17 protein-coding genes and 1 pseudogene are annotated in these 17,315 nt (G+C 69.8%); 9 read left to right on the forward strand and 9 right to left on the reverse strand.

What is annotated here, in order from left to right:
• Positions 1-209 precede the first annotated feature (209 nt).
• Positions 210-1,535, reverse strand: coding sequence for a glycosyltransferase (locus IG86_RS0108145; protein WP_244305808.1), 1,326 nt, complete (start codon positions 1,533-1,535; stop codon positions 210-212).
• Positions 1,536-1,702: 167 nt separating this feature from the next.
• Between IG86_RS0108145 and IG86_RS0108150 the strand changes: the two genes are divergently transcribed.
• Positions 1,703-3,763, forward strand: coding sequence for a glycosyltransferase family 4 protein (locus IG86_RS0108150; RefSeq protein WP_157854789.1), 2,061 nt, complete (start codon positions 1,703-1,705; stop codon positions 3,761-3,763).
• Between the two features lie 170 nt (positions 3,764-3,933).
• On the opposite strand, the gene IG86_RS0108155 is transcribed toward IG86_RS0108150, so the two are convergent.
• Together IG86_RS0108155 and IG86_RS0108160 are read right to left on the reverse strand one after the other, a co-directional pair.
• Positions 3,934-5,043 (reverse strand): MerR family transcriptional regulator, encoded by a 1,110-nt coding sequence (locus tag IG86_RS0108155; protein WP_078905850.1) that lies wholly within the window; start codon positions 5,041-5,043, stop codon positions 3,934-3,936.
• A gap of 179 nt (positions 5,044-5,222) precedes the next feature.
• Complete coding sequence (locus tag IG86_RS0108160; protein ID WP_244305810.1) at positions 5,223-5,750, reverse strand: RNA polymerase sigma factor; 528 nt, start codon at positions 5,748-5,750, stop codon at positions 5,223-5,225.
• Positions 5,751-6,455: 705 nt separating this feature from the next.
• Between IG86_RS0108160 and IG86_RS40975 the strand changes: the two genes are divergently transcribed.
• From IG86_RS40975 to IG86_RS0108180, 4 genes are read left to right on the forward strand one after another with little or no spacing between them, the layout of a single operon-like run.
• Positions 6,456-7,193, forward strand: a complete 738-nt coding sequence (locus IG86_RS40975; protein ID WP_078905841.1) for an anti-sigma factor — start codon at positions 6,456-6,458, stop codon at positions 7,191-7,193.
• Positions 7,194-7,220: 27 nt separating this feature from the next.
• A complete protein-coding gene (locus tag IG86_RS45300; protein WP_338116731.1) occupies positions 7,221-7,574 on the forward strand; it encodes a P-type ATPase actuator domain-containing protein in 354 nt (117 codons plus the stop codon).
• The gene (locus IG86_RS0108175) at positions 7,561-8,559 is read left to right on the forward strand and encodes a hypothetical protein (RefSeq protein WP_244305812.1); all 999 of its coding nucleotides are present in this window, start codon (positions 7,561-7,563) and stop codon (positions 8,557-8,559) included. The genes IG86_RS45300 and IG86_RS0108175 overlap by 14 nt, the downstream gene beginning before the upstream one ends.
• Position 8,560: 1 nt before the next feature.
• On the forward strand, positions 8,561-9,058 hold the full coding sequence (locus IG86_RS0108180) for a hypothetical protein (protein ID WP_030817663.1): 498 nt from the start codon (positions 8,561-8,563) through the stop codon (positions 9,056-9,058).
• Positions 9,059-9,334: 276 nt separating this feature from the next.
• Here IG86_RS0108180 and IG86_RS0108185 read toward each other — a convergent pair whose 3' ends face one another.
• From IG86_RS0108185 to IG86_RS0108200, 4 genes are all read right to left on the reverse strand, one after another.
• On the reverse strand, positions 9,335-10,207 hold the full coding sequence (locus IG86_RS0108185) for an alpha/beta fold hydrolase (RefSeq protein ID WP_030895920.1): 873 nt from the start codon (positions 10,205-10,207) through the stop codon (positions 9,335-9,337).
• Positions 10,200-11,225 carry an NADP-dependent oxidoreductase gene (locus tag IG86_RS0108190; RefSeq protein WP_030817659.1) on the reverse strand — a complete coding sequence of 342 codons (1,026 nt, stop codon included), beginning with the start codon at positions 11,223-11,225 and terminating at the stop codon, positions 10,200-10,202. The genes IG86_RS0108185 and IG86_RS0108190 overlap by 8 nt, the downstream gene beginning before the upstream one ends.
• A gap of 126 nt (positions 11,226-11,351) precedes the next feature.
• Entirely contained in the window at positions 11,352-12,092 is a 741-nt protein-coding gene (locus IG86_RS0108195) for an aldo/keto reductase (RefSeq protein ID WP_107056209.1), read from the reverse strand.
• Positions 12,093-12,149: 57 nt separating this feature from the next.
• Positions 12,150-12,842: an SDR family oxidoreductase gene (locus IG86_RS0108200; protein ID WP_030817655.1), complete on the reverse strand. Its 693-nt coding sequence runs from the start codon at positions 12,840-12,842 to the stop codon at positions 12,150-12,152.
• 114 nt (positions 12,843-12,956) lie between these two features.
• Here IG86_RS0108200 and IG86_RS0108205 point away from each other — a divergent pair, with 114 nt between their 5' ends.
• On the forward strand, positions 12,957-13,517 hold the full coding sequence (locus tag IG86_RS0108205) for a TetR/AcrR family transcriptional regulator (RefSeq protein WP_030817653.1): 561 nt from the start codon (positions 12,957-12,959) through the stop codon (positions 13,515-13,517).
• 172 nt (positions 13,518-13,689) lie between these two features.
• Here the strand turns inward: IG86_RS0108205 and IG86_RS38500 are convergent, their stop codons facing one another.
• Positions 13,690-14,049, reverse strand: coding sequence for a hypothetical protein (locus IG86_RS38500; protein ID WP_051785030.1), 360 nt, complete (start codon positions 14,047-14,049; stop codon positions 13,690-13,692).
• Between the two features lie 753 nt (positions 14,050-14,802).
• Here IG86_RS38500 and IG86_RS0108215 point away from each other — a divergent pair.
• The 3 genes and pseudogenes from IG86_RS0108215 (at position 14,803) to istB (ending at position 16,509) form a co-directional block, all read left to right on the forward strand.
• Positions 14,803-15,393 (forward strand): MFS transporter, encoded by a 591-nt coding sequence (locus IG86_RS0108215; protein ID WP_051785031.1) that lies wholly within the window; start codon positions 14,803-14,805, stop codon positions 15,391-15,393.
• A gap of 231 nt (positions 15,394-15,624) precedes the next feature.
• A complete protein-coding gene (locus tag IG86_RS40990; protein ID WP_385872448.1) occupies positions 15,625-15,750 on the forward strand; it encodes a hypothetical protein in 126 nt (41 codons plus the stop codon).
• Positions 15,747-16,509 (forward strand): annotated as a pseudogene (istB, locus tag IG86_RS38505) (IS21-like element helper ATPase IstB). The gene IG86_RS40990 and the pseudogene istB overlap by 4 nt, the downstream one beginning before the upstream one ends.
• Positions 16,510-16,552: 43 nt before the next feature.
• On the opposite strand, the gene IG86_RS0108235 reads toward istB, so the two are convergent.
• Positions 16,553-17,044, reverse strand: a complete 492-nt coding sequence (locus IG86_RS0108235) for a hypothetical protein (RefSeq protein WP_051785032.1) — start codon at positions 17,042-17,044, stop codon at positions 16,553-16,555.
• Positions 17,045-17,315: the final 271 nt, after the last annotated feature.

The following is a 17,315-nucleotide window of genomic DNA, read 5'->3' on the forward strand; positions in this document are numbered from 1 at the left end:
GCAGCCGCGCCCGGCACCTCGGGCCGGGCGCCGCCGCCAAAGCTGCCCGGGCGATCCCGGAGTCGGCGCGGACCGCCCGAGAGGCGCTCGGCCGCCACGGCGTGGCTTCCCGACGTTCTGCCTCGATCCGCTGCCGGCGATGCGTGCCGTCTGTGCAGGCTCGTGTTCCTACTGGCCGCTGCCGCCGACCCGTTTCCCGAGCGATGGGTTCACCTCGCAGGTCCGGACCGGCTCATCGCCCCCAGCAGCCGGGCGGCGGCGTAGTCCGGCCCACCTTCGCCCGGTCCTCGTGACCACCGCTTCATGCTGGGACCGACGGTCTCGTACAGGGTGTCCAGTACGGCCGGAACGTCGCCGGGTGCCAGCGCGTTCGGATCCCGTGCGAGCCCCACACCGGCGCGTTCGACGTCGCGTGCCACGGCGAACTGATCGCTGGAGAAGGGAAGGACCAGCGCCGGGACTCCGGAATGGAGGCATTCGGTGAAGGAGTTGGCACCCCCGTGGTGGACCATGGCGTCCACGTGCGGAAGCAGGGCCTGTTGCGGAACTGACGGCGCGACGACGACGCGGTCACCGGCCAGGTCGGCGAGAGCGGCCGTTCGTCCCCCCGCGGCGACGATCACGGCCGTCCTGCTGGTACTGCCCAACGCCCCCGACACGACGGCGCGCAACACATCGTCGCGGGCGGACAGGAAGGTGCCGAGCGCGATGAGGACGACCCTGTCCGCCGTGCCGCGCAGCCGCCGCAATCGCCCTGGCCACTCGCCGTCCAGCGGCTGGGTCAGGCCGACCATGTGACCCGCGTACACACGCTCAGGTCCCTCAGGCGGGACCGGTAGCCAAGACAGTTGCGGATACGAGTACAGGACGGCGTGGGGTGAGGTCAGGGCGAACGCCCGGCCCGGGTGGGGCGCGTGCGGCGCCCGGTCGCGGGCGAACGCCTCGAACAGAGCTGTGAAGGCCCGGTCGTTTTCGCGCGCAACAGCAGTCAGGCCGGCCAGCCGACGCGGGTCGGGCCGCAGGGCGGCGGGCCAGTCGTAGGGGACGCCGAACCAGCTGCCGGGCCCTGCCGGAACGTAGGTCGGGTGCCCAGGGCAGAACGATGCGAAGCGCACCCGGAGGCAGTACAGGGCGAGGGTCACCGCATAACTGAGCTGGTCCACCACGTACCAGTCCGGGCGCCAGCGCTCGTCGAGGGCGCGCAGGCTCTCGAATACGGTGTCCGGGTCGGCCAGCATGTCGGCACGGCGGTGACGGGCCTGAACCGTCAGTGCGGGTACCGCCCCGAAGCGTGTGGCCTCGAGGAACTCGGCCAGCCGGGCGGTCTCCGCCGATTCCTGCTCCGTCGTTTCGGCCACGCCGGTGTTCGCATTGCGCGTCACGGTCAGGGGCACGAAACGGACGCCTGCGCGGACCGCCAGATCCTCGAAGGCCTCCGAACATGCGAAGTGCACTTCCGTGCCGCGATCCCGCAGTGCCGACGCGAGCACCGCCATGGGGCCGGCATGGGAGGAGAACGGGGGGCTGATGATCACGACGCGAGGCATACATCTGTCTTCGGCCCGATGGGGACGCTCGGATGCGCGCGTCGGGGGACCAGACCCCCGCCACCCCGTGCGGAATGCCGTGTGACCGAGTGCATCCGAGTGCGGTCGACCGGGAGAAACCCGCTGCGTCGTACGTTTCTCACCAAGGAGACCACGTGTTTGATCCTTCAGCGCAGCCGTGGGACACCGCGGTGGCGCCGCCGCCCCGGGACGATATGGACCCGCTCGTCGCAGCGAGAAGCGGCTTTTTCCGGGGTGCGGGCGCGGACGTACGGGGGACTGCTGCAGGCGTGCCCTTCAGCGGCGACCTGACGGTTCTGCTGGAGGCCGAGTACGGTGTCCGCCCCTGTTCGGTGCCGTCGGGGAAGGCCGACGCGCTCAGCCGCGAGGACACCGCCGTCGCGTCGCTGCGCCGGGCGTGCCGCCTCGCCGTTCCGCTCACCCCCGAGGCGCTGCTGGCCCACAGCCATGACGGGCCCAGACTCGCCGCGGTCCTGACCGAGATGTGGCCCGAAACAGTACGCCGCCACGGCGAGCAGTACGCCGAGGAAACGCTGCGCCACATGTTGCTGCGAGGTGCGCCGGATGCCGCGCGTACGGCCTTCCTGCTGGACTGCGCGGAATCGGTCGGCCTGCGTCCGCTGTCCGCCGCCGAGGCGGCGCACCATGCCTCATGCCATGACCGAGGCGTTCGGCATGCCGTGTGGCGTTACCTGCACCAGCTTCCCGACGGCATCACACACCTGCCGGGCACCGGGGCGGCGGCCGACCCCTATGAGAGGCTGCTCCTCCAGCCGCAGGTCCTCGCTGGGCAGGAAGGGTGGCCGGCAACCGGCATCGTCGTCGCGCAGAGCATGCTCCAGGGCGAACTGGATGCACCGGGCCACGGGTCGAGCGGCGGACTGTCCGTGCTGCTGGGCGGACTGGGTGACCGCCTGGCCCTGAGCCCCGGCATCGGTTGCGTGCTGACGGTGGTGACGTCGGGGCACGAAGGACTCGAACGCGACCCCCTCCTGCTGCGCGAGCGCCGTCCGGGCCATTGGGTGCTGCGCCTTCCGGTCGACGCCGCGGCGTCACCCCAGCCGGACGAATGGCCGGCCCACCGGGCTGCCCTCGCCTGGTGGGCCACCCGTCTTCTGGGCGCCATGCCCCGCCCTGTCGATCTCGTGCACGTGCGATACGGCGACGACGGCAGCCTGGCGCTCGCGCGCGCGGCGGACCGGACCGGAGCACGGCTCTTCTTCACCGCGACCCCTGATCCCCACCGCAACTTGGCGCGCAAGCATGCCGAGGCCGGACCGGACGACGCGGAGCGAGCGGAAGTGCTCCGCGACGATCTCCACCGGGTCTTCTGCGCCGACCGTCTGGTGGACCGTGCCGACGCTGTCGTCGGCATCCCGGGACGCCCCGGAACCCGGGACCTGCTCCGCTACTTTCCCTCCCTCGGCACGCGATACGGTCCCACGGGGCCGGCTGCCCCGCCCGAGGGGATCGCACCCTACATCCCGGCCGAGCGCGAGACCTCTCTGCGGCAGGCGATGCTGGAAGAACTGTTCGCCGACGGCGGCCGTTCCGATGCGCTGTCGCCGGACGACAGGGCGCTTCCCCTGCTGCTGTGTGTGGGGCGGCTGCACCCGGTCAAGCAACAGGACCTGCTCGTGCGCACGTGGCTCGCCACGGAACTGTGGCGCACGAGCACGCTGGTCGTGGTCGGCGGCAGCAGAGACCGCCCGACCTTGCACGAGCAGCGCATGCGCGCCACGTTCGGCCCCCTGCTCGCCGGCCGGGAAGCAGCGGCACGCCGCTTGGCGCTGGTCCCCGCGATGCCGAACGACCGCATCCGACGCCTCGAGCGAGCCCTGGCCGACACGGCCAATGGCGTACCGGCCTGGTACGTGTGCCCCAGTGCCAAGGAGGAGTTCGGGATCGCGGTGCTGGAGGCGATGGAGGCGGGACTGCCCGCGGCGGGGCCCCGCCGCGGGGGAGTGCCCCACTATCTGCAGGACGGGGTCAACGGCATCCTGCTGGACACAGGTTCCGCCGCCGACCTGGCACGTGGCCTGCACAGGCTGGCCTCCGTTCCGGAGGAGCGCCGCCGCCGCATGGGGCAGGCGGCGCGAGGCACGGTGACGGAGCGCTACTCCGTGGCCGAGATGGCGGAGGCCCTGAGAGTCGAGTACCTGGCGGCTACCGGGGAGAGAAGCCAGGGCGGCTGATGACGGTTGCCGCCAGTCGTGGGCTCCGGGCGAACCCGGCACCCGGCACCCGGCACCCGGTGCCAGGTGCCCGGTGCCCGGTGCCCGACGAGGTTGACGGCCCGCCCGGTCGTCCGGAGGGGCCGCCGAGCCGCCGCCTGCATACGAGCGCAAAAACCGTATATAGGATGTCATGCAACGATTTCTTCGCTCTTGGTGCCGCGTTCGGATGCATGGGCGGCTTCGGTGTGCGCGGATCCCGGCGCCCGCTCCACTCCGTCGGATGTTCCTTCGTCGACGGGACGATTGGCGGAGACCATGATCCTCACAGCGTCCCCCAGGCCGTGCGGCCTCAGCAGTTCCGGGTCGGGACGCAGCCCCCATCCCGGGCCGCACAGCAGAACGTGGCTACGGGTGCGCGCGCCGTGGATCCCCCAGCGCTGTGACGCGAGATGACGTGCCATGGGAAGGTCGGCGGTGTTCCGGGATTGCGACCACAGGGCGACTGCCGCCGGGGCGACTCGGTGCACGGTGGCTTCCAGGGCTTCGACCGGCACTGACCCGCCCAGCATCAGGACACGTTGACCGCGATCCCTCAGCGCGGCGGTGAGCGCCTCCAGGGGAAGGGTGTGTTGTTCGCCGGGCAGACACGCCAGGAGGGCAGGGCGTCCGTCCGCCGGCTTGCGGCGAGCCATAGAGCCTGCGTAGGCGTATCGAAGGGCTGCGGAGATGTGCCAGGACAGCATGTGTTCCACTTCCACGTACCGGTCGTCGGACGACTCCCATTTCCGCCCCACGTACCGCAGGGTCGGCATCAGCACTTCGTCCCACGCGGCGATCAGGCCGTACGCTTCGATGCAGCCCATGATCTGCTCGTGGACGGCTTCGGCGTCCATGCGCACCGCTGCTCGAGCGAGCCCCCGGCCGCGTCGGCGTGAGTCCTCCGGTGTCAGGTCCTCTCCCTGCGGATCGTCCGTACCGGTCGACGGCTCGACCGGCGTCCGATCGAAGGGTGCGACGACCGCCGTGGCATGTCCCGAGCGGACCTCGCTGGCATGATTCTTGGCGGCGCGCGCCGCCTCGGCCGGGGGCACGCCTTCCGCCGTCAGGCGGCACATTTCCTGGACCATCGCGACATCCCGTGCCGTCCATCGCCGGTGACGTCCTTCGACCCTCGTCGCAGGTCCCAATCCGTAGCGGCGATCCCAGGAACGCAACGTGGTGGGGGAGATGCCGAGCTTCCGCGCGAGGCCCCCGGTCGTCACGCCGGCCCCGGAGCCGCGATCCCCGTTCCCGTCCATCTCCGCCTCCACCGCCGCAGTGCACGTGCCACACCGATGTGTTCTCCGTTCGGGCGGGCTGCGGATGCGTCACGACCGGACGCGCGAGGAAGCGATCGGCGGTTTGCAGCCGCCACCAGGCGCTGCGCCGGGCGCTGCCGACGCGGGGCCCGACATTTCTACCGCCCGATCCGAGAGGATCAGAGAGGGCATGACGTTGCGGGGGCACCATCAGATGGAGTGGGGGGATCCATCACGCGGCGCAGCGAGTGCAAGGCCCTGCGGATGTGGCTCTTGACCGTACCCAGCGGCAGCCCCGTGTGCTCGGAGATCTGCACCTGGGTCATGTCGCCGTACACGGCCATTCCCAGCAGACGCCGTTGCACCGGAGTCAGACGTTCGAATTTCTGCAGGACGAGGACGCGGTTGACGGCGGCCTCGCTCTCGTCGAAGCCCCAGTGCCGGACCGCCTCCTCCTGCTGGGCCGCCGACATGTTCTCGATGTCGGCTCGGCGGGTCCGCGCCGCGTGCGCGTCCGCGATGGCGTGGCGCGTGATGCCGACGAGCCAGGCGGCCAGAGGGGCCCGGTCCTGCCGGTACCCGGCACGTCCCCGCCAGGCGGCCATGAAGACCTGCTGGGTCACATCCTCGGCGTCCCGGACGTCGTTCAGGGAACGCCGAGCGAGCGTGTAGACCAGGGCACCCCACCGCTGGTATGCCAGAGCCAATGCTTGCTCGTCCCCGGCGCGGAAGCGATGGGCAAGGTCGGCGTCCGTGCCCGTCTCCGCTTGCTGCGGAGACGGATCCGACATCCGGAGCGTGTCGGAGTCGCACCACCGCGTGCGCTCTGTGTCGGCGCTCAGGTGAGTGTCGGGCCGAGCAGTGGCCATCGTTGGCTCCTGGGTCGATGTACAGAGATGCCACGACAGTCCTTCGAAACGATGCAGGGCTGCAATCTGCGCCGTTGCTGCATCGAAATGAGCGGTCGGGGCCTGCATCTCTGAGTGACCCACCAGGGGAACAACCGGCTGCACTCACTCACAGGAAGTGAGCTCTTCGATGGGAGCGAGCCGTGAACTTCCCCTTCCCTGCCGTCGCCCGCACCACCCCCGCCCCGTCACCGGGCCCTGTGCAGCCGGTGGCGACGGGCGGCGCCGTGACTCCCCGGGACAGAGCCGAGAACGGCCGACGCCGACAGCGTTGCGGCTGCTCCTCGTGCCGTTACCGGGCCGCGTCGAAGCAGCCCTGCACGCTCTCTTCCGGCGCCGGGCTGCGGCCCATGCCCGGGTGGCGTGTGGAGGTGACCATGACGGAGGGCGAACCGGTCGGCGTCGCCTCGGGCCGAAGCGTGCCCGCTCAGGTGTACCCCCCGGAGCTTCCCTTTCACACGCGGGCGATCCCGCAGCCAACCGGCGCGAGGGAGGCGGAACACAGTGGATCATCTGGGCACTGATGAATTCACCGACCTCGCTCTCGGCACCGGTGCCGGCCCGAGCCTGCGCCGGCACGACCATGTGGACCGTTGCCTCGACTGCTCTCGTGAGCTCGGTCGACTGCTGGAAGTGGTCCGCGCCGCGCGCGACGTCTCGACCGAAGATCTCCTGACCGCTCCGCCCGACGGTGTGTGGCGTTCGATCGCGTCAGAACTGCACCTGGGTGCCCACCTGCGACCCCCGGCAGGAAGCGGCGGCCCCACAACCGTTCCGGACAAGCGCCCCTCGCGCGACCGCGCCTGGGCGCGACGATCCGCCCTGATCCTCCCAACCACTGCGCTTGCCGCCGCCACGATGTTCGGCGCCCTCGCCACCGCACGACTCACGGCCGGACCGCCGAGCGTGGCCGGCCCGGTGAGCCGCCTCGCCCCTCTCGGTGTTCCTGGAGCCGCCGGGACGGTTCGCCTGGTGCGCGTGTCTGCCACCGATCGCGAGGTCGAGGTCACCGTGGCACGGCTGCCGCCGACGGACGGCTACTACGAGGTGTGGCTCATGGACCAAAGCCACTCCCGGCTCGTCCCGCTGGGCACCCTCCGTGCGGACGGTACCGCCACGCTTCCGATTCCTCCGCAGATCGACCTCGGCGCCCACCCACTGGTAGACGTGTCGGTGCAGGCCTCCAACGGCAACCCGGCCCACTCCGGTGTGAGCTCCGTGCGCGGCAGACTGTACGGCTGACATGACCTGTACTGGGGCCGCGCACTGCTGGACCTTGCCCCGCCCCGGGCGCTCGTCCTGCGGGACGGGGAAGCGGTCGACGTCGCCACCTCCGACGTGGCCGTCGGGGACCTGCTGCTCGTCCGCCCAGGGGCGAAGATCGCCGCGGACGGGGTTGTCGAGGAGGGCGAGAGCGAGGTCGACGAGTCGACGGTGACGGGGGAGATGCGGGGAGCAGCACCCGTACCGTCACCCGGTACGGCGCCGACCGGGACCATCCCCGCGGGTGCGGGGAGCAGCTGCTGCACAAGCTCACTGACGCCCAGCTTGAGGGACCATCCCCGCGGGTGCGGGGAGCAGCACTTCTGCGCTCGCCGCACTGACCGGCATGCGGAAGAGTGAACTGGCTGAGCTGACCGACGGCTGCCGCCTGCCTCCCGAGCAGCTCGGCGAGGGCCGCGTCCGGTACCGCCTGAAGGGCAAGGTCATTAAGGGCCGGAAGCTGGGTGGTGAACACGATCAGTGGGTGACCATCAAGCAGGCGCACGACACCGCCGGCGTAGCCGCCTCCCTCGCTGACCCGGTGAAGAGCGACGGTCACCTGTTCAAGTCGCTCTCCTTCTTCACTCCGTACGAATGGTTCCTGACCTGGGTCAATGGCTCAGACGGCCGTCGACTTGGGCTGGCGCCGATCCCCGAGGTGCCGGTCAGTCTGAGGATGCTACGGAGAACCCTCGCGGTGGAAATGGCGCACCGACCCGGTGGTCTGCTGGCCGCCAAGATCCATCTCAAGCACATTTCCGTGGTCACCACCGAGGGCTATGCGGACCGCCCCGGTGGGGCCCAGTCGGTGCTGATGGCCGAGTTCGGCCAAGAGGAGCGAGAGCACAAGATGCGCGTCGCCCTGGACGCATTCCACGACTACCGGAACGGTATCCGGCCTGCGGGGCCTGGCGCCAGCGACCTCCTGGACTTCTTCGCGTTCGTCGACGAACAGCTGGATTCCTCCGGGGCGCCGAACATCAAGCGCAGCGACCAGGAGGTGACGAACCTGCTCGCCAAGCGGGCCAAGGCCCTGCACCTGGGGCCAGCGAACTACTGCTGGTTCCTCGATCCGTCCAAGGCGCTGTGTCTCAAGCTCGCAGGGACCCACGCCCGTGGGGCGACAGAGCCCTTGATCGGCATGTGCGATTCAGCGCGGTGTCCCCAGGCCACTCACCATGCCGGGCACCGCCCGGTTTGGGCGGCCAGCGCCGACAGCAAGAAGGTCTTCATCGCCACCATCGGACGCGAACAACGGACGGAGAAGACCCGGCTGCGTACGGAACTCGCCCGCGATGAACGGGTGCTGGCCGAGATCGACGCCCTCTCCGGAACGGGGGCATGACGTGGCCCGCATCAGCGACGAGACCCGGCGGAACAACGAGACGGCCATCAGGCATGTCATGGAACGGCTCCTTGCCGGTGACGTTCCCCCGGGCGGCAAGTGCGACATCAAAACCCTCGCGACCCAGGCCAGGGTCGCCCGCACCGGCTTCTATCCCAAGAAGAACCGAGACGGCTCGCCGCGGCCTGGCCCCTACCAACACCTGGCGGAGGAGTTCGAACGCCGGTTGACCGAGCTTCGGGAAACGGGCGTGATTCCGGACCCGCGGGCTGCACAGATCGAGCGCCTCAAGGAACAGGTATCCGGACTGAAGGAACGCCTCGCCGCGAGTGACGCGCAGATCGAGGGGCTCGCTGACTTCAGGGAGCGGGCTCTGTCGCAGATCGCCGCCCAGCGGATGGAGATCGAGCGGCTTCGCGATGTCTTGGCCACGCCGTCGAATGTTCGTGCTCTGCCGAACAGTTCAGGTGCGAATGCACCGTACGGATCGTGTAGCTGAGCGCAATGGTATGCAGGGGGCGGCTGCCTGGCCGATGTATGCCGGGCAACCGCCTCTGGTGTGCTCTGGGAATCTACTCGTCTGCACGAGGACGCGCGCTGTCGCCTACCGCGTCCAGGTCGTCACCAGCCGCCTCTGCTGGCTCCAACGCCGCAGGAGGTCGTTGATCTGGCCGAGCCGTTTGCTGCTGTCGGGTGGCCGCCGTCGTACAGGCCCACCCCGGCCCGGCGGAGGGCGAGGTCGGCCAGGCCGAGGGTGCGGGCGGAGGAGCCGATGTCAACTGTCGGTGTGGAGGTGGGCTCGCACGGCGTCGACGAACTCGTCGACGTGTTGGAAGACGCCGCCGTGCCCGGCCCCTGGGTAGATGATCAGCGTGCTGCCGGGAATGCGGGCGTGCATGTCGTGGGACAGCTCGGTGGGGACCATGCGGTCGTGGTCGCCGTTGGCGATGAGCGTCGGGGCGCCGATGCGGGAGAGGTCCTGCGGCTCAGCCCGGCCCCAGCCCCGGATGGTGGTGATCTGGCGGTGAAAGGACGACAGTGTAATGGGGGTGTCACGGTCCATCACGCGCTCGCGCAAGCGCGCGAGGTAAGCCTTGGCTGCCGCCTTGCCCGCTGGAGTGCGGGGAAAGAACAGGAACTCCTTGGCATCGGTGCGGGCCATCGCGGCACGAGCCATGTCCCAGTAGACGTAGGCTCCACCTGTCGGACGGTCGATGCCAGTGCCCCCGGCGGGGCCGGTTCCGGCCAGGACGAGGCGGCGCACGAGCCCCGGCGCATCGAGGGCCACCTGCTGGGCGACGAAGCCGCCGAGCGAGAATCCGAGCAGGTCCATCTGGGTCAGGCCGAGGGCGGCTACGAACCCCTCCGCCGCACGCGCCATCGCGGCGACGGTGCCTGGGACACGGCCGGTGGATCCGCCGACCCCGGGGAGGTCGAGCGCGACGATGCGGCGGTCGCGGGCGAGCGCGTCGACAAATCGGGGATCCCACTCGTCGAGCGTGGCGCCCAGGTGAGTGAGCAGGACCAGCGGGACGCCGTTCTCGGGGCCGAGGTCGCGGTATACGAGCGTGTTCGAACCTACGACGATGCGGCGGTTGGGCGCCGTGGCCCACGTGGTCGGGCGGGGACGGACGTTGGACTCAGCCACGGTTGGTCACCGCCTTCGGGTCGGTGGTGACCAGGACCTTGCCGCGTGTGCCGCCGGCGAGCGCCTCGTCGAGAGCTCGCGGGGTCTGGTCGAATGGGAGCGCCCGGTCGATGATCGGGCGCAGCACCCCGTCGTCGACCAGCCCGGCGACCTGGCGCAGCGCGGCGCTATCGGGTGTGATGAACAGGAAGCGGTAGGTGACCCCGAGCGCGCGTGCCCGGCGGCGAGTACGGGCACTCAGGGCCCGGATGGCGAGCCGGACGACGGGGTTGACGCCGACGCGCCGCGCGAAGGCCGGGTCGGGCGGGCCCGTGATGCCGATGACGGTGCCGCCGGGGCGCAGCACACCGAGGGAAGCCTGCAGCGTGGCTCCGCCCTGGGTGTCGAGGACGAGGTCGACGGGCGTGCCGGCGAGGCTCTGCGCGAGGTCGTCGTGGCGGTAGTCGATGACGATGTCGGCACCAAGCTCTCGGGCGGCTGCGATGTTCGCCGTCGAGACGGTGGTGGCGACGGTGCAGCCCAGGTGCTTGGCGAGCTGGATCGCGACCGATCCCACGCCACCGGTCCCGCCGTGGATGAGGACGGTCTGGCCCTTCTTCACCTTGCCCATCTCGACGAGGGCCTGCCAGGCCGTGAGCGCGACGACTGGAAGCCCCGCGGCCTCGACCAGGCTCACAGACCGGGGTACGGGTGCCATCGTGGCGGCGTCGACCGCGACGAACTCGGAGAAGGTGCCCGTGGCCGCCAAGTCGACATAGCCGTACACATGGTCGCCCACGGCGACGTCTCGTACCGCGGAGCCGGCCTCAACGACCTCGCCGGAGAGCTCACCGCCCATGACTTTGGGTAGCCGGAACGGGAAGATTGCCTTGAACTCGCCGGAGCGGAGCCGCTCGTCGGCATGGTTGACGCCCGACGCGACCATGCGCACGAGCACCTCATGGGGGGCGGGGACCGGTACGGGCATCTCGACCTCCCGCAAGGGGGAGCCGTACCTCTCGAGGACGAAGGCCTTCACGGAGCACTCCTAAGCAAAGCGTTTCTGGGGGGGGTATCTCGGCGGCGGGCGCATCCCGAATGGCCGCCGTACTTTTTGAAATAGTTTGTGTTGTCTTTCTGGCTGCGGCGCGGGCGCGTTGCGTCCTCAGCCGCGTTCACTCATCAGGCGACCGGCACGGCTGGGGCGATGACGCGGTCGGCGGTGCCTCCCTGGAGGCGGTCCAGGGAGGCGGTGATCCCCTCGTGGGGCACGCCGAGCGGCACCGCGCTGACCTCGGTCAGGCGGGTGTATTGCTCGTCGTTCGCGGTCGGCGGTGCGTTCGACGAGGCTGTACTCGTGCTGGATGCCTACGATCGGAGCCCAGTCCTTCTGGTCCGCGAGGGTTACCGCGCGCGAGACGCGCCAGGCGGGGAAGTTGGACAGCGCGGCGTGGTGGATCTTGCCGGCGCTCACCAGGTCGTCGAGTCCGCGCAGGAGCTCCTCCATCGGAGTGAGCTCGTCGGGAAAGTGCACCCACAGCAGGTCGATGTAGTCGGTGCCCAGGCGCTTCAGGCTGGCCTCCACCGAGGCGACCATGTTCTTGCGGCTGTTGCCGGTCCTGGAGATGTCCGGCTGCGGGGCGGCGCCGAGGGTGAACTTCGCGGCCAGGACGAAGTGGTCGCGGTCGGCGGAGATCAGCTTTCCGGTCAGTTCCTCCGACTCGCCGAACTGGTAGCCGTCCGCGCTGTCGAGGAAGGTGCCGCCTGCTTCGGCGAACCGGTCGAAGATCCGGCGTGCCTCGTCCGGCTCGGTGCCTGCGCCCCAGCCGGTGCCGAAGTTCGCGGTGCCGAGCGTGTACTCAGAGACGCGCAGTCCGGTCCGGTGTCCGAAGGTCGTGTAACGCATGAGATGTCCTTGCCTGAGGGGTGGGAAGGCGGCCGCGCCGGGGTGGAGGGGTGAGCGTCAGCCCGCGTTCGGCTGGGGTGCCGCGGACAGCGTCTGCTTGACGTACCGGCTGGTCTCGTCGGCGAGGATCTCGGGCAGGCCGGTCTCGATGCCGGACAGGGCCTGGGCCGCGACGTCGGGGGCGGCGACCTTCTGATCGGCAGGCACGCCGGCGGCCATGTCGGTGTCCATGTAACCGACGTGCAGCGCCGAGACGGTGATCCCGCGCGGTGCCAGCTCCTCACGGGTCGCGTCGCTCAGCGCCCAGGCGGCGGCCTTGGAGGCCGCGTAGGAGCCGAGGCCGGCCGGGTGGAACCAGGACAGGGCGGACAGGACGTTGAGTACGGCGCCGCCGCCGTTGCCCTCGATGACGGGGGCGAATGCGCGGGTCGCGGCGAGCGGGCCGAAGAAGTTGGTCTCCATCTCCCGGCGCACCTCAGCCACGTCGCCTCCGATCAGCGTCACGCCGGTGGAGATGCCCGCGTTGTTGATCAGCAGTGTCGCGTCGGACGCCACGCGGGCGGCCTCCTGTATCGACGCCTCGTCCGTGACGTCCAGCCGCAGCGGGATGACGCCGGGCACGTCAACCGCCTCGGGGCGTCGGGCCGCGCCGTACACCTTCGCGCCACGCTCGACGAGCTGGGCTGCCAGGTGCCGCCCGAGCCCCCGGTTTGCGCCGGTGACGACCGCGACCGCGTTCTTGAGTTCCATGCCTGCTCCTGGTCCTGACGGGTGCCGACGGCAACCCACACGAATTAGATTACGCAATCAATCTAAACATGGAGTTACGATAGATGCCAGTCGACATCCAAACGGGAGGTGGCCATGGGCCGCGTATCGCAGGCGCAGGCGCAGGAAAATCGCAGGCGGGTGGTGGACACCGCCTCCCGGTTGTTCCGGGAGCAGGGCACGCAGGTCAGCGTCGCCGACCTGATGAAGGCGGCCGGTCTGACCCACGGCGCCTTCTACAAGCAGTTCGCCTCCAAGGAGGCGCTCGTCGACGAGGCCACCGCCCACGCCTTCGCCGAGCTCGCCCGGCGCTACACCGAGGGACTTGAGCGGTATGAAGGGCGGCGCGACGCCGCCCAGCAGGTGCTGATCGACACCTACCTCTCCGTCGAGCACCGTGACGGCCCGGCGGACGGCTGTCCGGTCGCCGCGCTCGCCTCCGACATCGCGCGCGAAGGCGGGGGACGTGAGGCCCGTCGCGTCTACACCGAGGGGGTGGCCGACTTCGCCGACTTCCTCGCCACCGACGACCAGGACGGCATCGTCCGCCTCTGCACCCTGTTCGGAGCGCTGGTCCTGTCCCGGGCCACCAACGGCTCCCCGCTCTCCGAGGAGATCCTCGCCGCCGCGCGCGCAGCCTTGACCGAAGCAGGCTGATCAAGGGCGCGGTGCGGGTGCACATCGACGGCACTGGGCGACGAGGCGTCCGTGGCCGGGCGGAGGCGGTGGGAGAAGGCCGCCGACGCCTGGCGCACCGGCCTCACCGTGCGCCGGGCAGCGGTCAGTCCGCGGGCCGCATGCTCGTGAAGTGGAAGTTGCGCAGCCGACGTCAACGCGTCAGCAGGACTGCGATCTGCTCCCGGATGTCGCGCACGCTCTCGTCGACGCTCGCGGCGACGTTCACACTCGCTGCCATCGCGAGGAACGTGACGGCGGACACGACGCGCGCCGCCATTGCCGCGTCCGCCTCGCTGACCTGTGCGTCCCGGCACAGCACGGCGGCGACGGCATTCTCGGTCTGCCCGGTGATGGCGAGGGCTTCGCCGTGGTGGGGCTCGGCGGGGTCGCCGAAGACCATCTCGCGCAGGTAGACGCGCCCGTTGTCGACCTGGGTCCGGTTGCATTCGACGACCGGCCGGACGATCGCCATCACGGCGTCCAGCGTGTCCGGGATGTTCTCGGCGTCCACCCGGCCTCGCTTGAGGGCTTCGGCGTCGAGGGAGTTCTGGACGAGCAGGAGGAGCTCGCCCTTGGTCTTGGCGTAGAGGAAGAGCGTTCTGTGGCCCGTCCTGGTGGCGCTCAGCCAGTGGGGCGAGACGTACGCCGTCGGCCCCGAGAGCCCGGGCCCCGTCCTGGACGTAACTCACGCTGACTGTGGCGCCCCGGTCCACGTCACCGTCCAGTGCTCCGCGGAGCACCCCCCTGACTTCCGAGGACGTCACCGTCCGGCTGGGGTCAGGTGCGCGACGTCTCTCGTGAGCCGTTAGCCCCGGGCGGGCAGCCGGGTGATGGCGGAGTGCCCTGGTACTGGAGACGCCGGCCGCTTTCGAGAGGGTGATCGCGAAGGTAAGTTCGCCGAACGGGCGAGCGTGCTTCCGAACGCGCCTGCGACACCTGCGTCAAGCCCGGCCGCTTCCGCCTCCACGGCCACGGGCCGCGAGCCGGGATGCAGAGCACCTGCGAAACCTGCCGCATCTCCTGACACCAGACAACGCATCAGCGGGCAGCCCCGAAACGAACCGCCCGGGCGCCTCCCGCCCGTAGAGTTCTCCTCGGCCGCCGAGTTCGGTGAGACATGATGTTCGCCACACCCACAGCGGGGAATCGGACATCGTGCTCCGTCATAGTGCGACACGCACCACAGGCTCGGCTCTAGCCCAAAGCGACACGACCTGCGAGGGACACGGTCTCTGCGAGAACAAACCTGCTGAGGGCACTGACGATGAGCGCGACCGCGTTCGGTGTGGTGCTGGGCCTGGGCGCGCTGGGTGCGGCCGCCGGAGCGCTCACCGCACCAGCGTTGGCCCGCCGGTACGGACCGGGGCCGATGATGCTCACCGCGCTCGCGATCACCCCGGCCACCCAGCTCCCGCTGCTGCTCGCCTCTCCCGGCCGTGCGTGGCAGATCAAGATCGGTGCGGCGCTGTTCCTGCAGCTCGCTTGCGCCGGTGCCGCGGGCACCACCCAGCGATCCATCCGCCAGATCGTCACCACGGCCGGTATGCAGGCGCGAATGCAGGCGGTGAGCACCTGGCTGACGTCCGGTGCCCGGCCCGTGGCCGCGCTCCTCGCCGGCGCCTTGGGCACGTGGATCGGTGTCCGGCCCGCCCTGACCGCCGGGAGCCTCCTGCTGCTGATCCCGCTCATCGTCCTCGCCCGCTCCCCGATCCGCGCCCGACGGCAAATGCCGGACCAGCCCGCCGTCCCTCTGCCGTTGCCACCCGCAGCCCGGACGTCCCCTCCCGTCCTACCCACTCCAGCGCGCACGGACGACGCGCGGAACGACCAAGCGCTCGGAGGCGAAACGCCTTGAACAAGACCCCGACCTCGACGGCGGCTGCACTGCTCCTCCGCCCGATCCCCTGGAGAGCCCCGTGCTGAGCGATCCCTCTGCCACCTCCGCGCCCCTCTCTCTGGCGCAGTCTGCCGACGACACCGCCGGGGCTGCGGCGGCCCGGGCGGCGATGGTCGCCCGGCTCGAGGAGTGCGGAGCCCTCCTCAGCGCCGCCAGCAGGGTGCTCTCGGCGAGGAGGCCCGCTCGCTGATGGCTCTGCTGACCCGGGCCGCAGCCGTCCGAGTCGAGGTCGGCCGCCGACCCCTGTCGGTCTATGACGAGCTGACCGGAACCCGTCCCTTCACCGCCCACCCCACACCGGAGGAGCCCAGTTGAGTGAGTTGGTCAGTACCCGCATCCGCACCCACGGCCGCCAAGCTCGGTCTGCCCCACCTGGCCGAGAGCCTGAAGCAGTACGCCGGTCGGGCGGACGAAGCCAAGATGGGCTTCCTCGACCTCGTCCTGGCCGAAGAACTCGCCGTGCGTGACGACCGCCGCTTCCGCCAGGGCCTGCGGCTCTCCAAACTGCCGCACCACAAGACGCTCGACGAATACGACTTCACCTTCCAGCCCGAGCTCGACCCCCGCAAGATCAAAGACCTTGCCACCCTCGCCTTCGCCGAGGCCAAGGGGAACGCGGCTCTGCTGGGACCACCCGGAGTCGGCAAGACGCACATCGCAGTCGCTCTCTCGGTCGCTGCCTGCCGGGCCGGCTTCTCCGTCTACTTCACCACCCTCGACGACATGGTCCGACAGCTCAGGACCGCCGAGGCATCCGGGCGGCTGAACAGCAAGCAGCGCACCTATCTCCGCCCCGGAGTCCTCGTCGTTGATGAAGTCGGCTACCAGCCGCTGGAGCGGGCCGAGGCCAACCTGGTCTTCCAGGTGATCTCCAAGCGCTACGAAAAGGGCTCGATCATCCTGACCTCGAACAAGACCTTCAGTGAATGGGGACAGGTGTTCGGTGACGAGGTCCTCGCCACCGCCATCCTCGACCGCCTCCTGCACCACTGCGACGTCGTCTCCATCAACGGCCCCAGCTACCGACTCAAGAACCGACTCGCCGCCATCGAGCGCGATGCCAACGTGGCCTGATCAGCCGAAGTAGACGTCTCCCCATCGACATCCCGCCGGCTTCCTAGCCAGACCGGCGGGCGGGCAGCCCCGCCTTGGCACGCCAGTAGTCTGCGTTGCGTGGGTCCGCCAGCCATCCGATCAGGCGTTCAGCGCCTGCACGGAAGGCCTCGGGAAGCAAGGCCAGATCAGCGATGTCATGGCTGAAAACATCGACGTCGTGGGTGGCGTGATCTGTGTCGCACCAGCAGGCAACGTTCACCGCCGCGTCGACCGCGAGCTGGCCCAGGTCTGTCCACACGACCTGGAGCAGGAACTCCATCTGGTCGCTCCCGTCGGCATGCTCAATGACGTCCAGGCCGAGGATGATCGGCGTCCCTGGCTGAGGTTCAGGGCAGACCGCGTGTTCCAGAGCCCATTCCCATTCCGCCCCAGCTTCGTTGACCCGAGCCGCATCAACAGCACGGGCCCCGTCCTTCAGGGATTCCACGCCAGCAGGCGACAGGCCGGGAAACAGCGTGGTCAAGGGGATGTCGTCGAAGGCGCCTCGTTTCATGCGTCGATCATCAGGTCTCTCCGGCTCACAAGCCAGGAGTTTCTGCCCCGAGGCTTTCTCCGTCCTCACAAGACGGCCCTTGGACGGCCGCCAAGCTGAGCACGTTCATCGGCTCTGTCGCTGATCTTGTGATGCTGTGCGGCTGAGCTGGGCAGCCTCTCGGTGTGCGGTTCTGGGGGTTTGGTGCGGTTGTTTCCGTATCTGTCGGGTGTGGTGGTGGAGTCGATCTCACGGGACGCGGGTGTGGTCACGTTTCGTACGCGAGCCCGGG

Source organism: Streptomyces virginiae, assembly GCF_000720455.1.
In the GTDB taxonomy this organism is placed as follows: Bacteria; Actinomycetota; Actinomycetes; order Streptomycetales; family Streptomycetaceae; genus Streptomyces; species Streptomyces virginiae.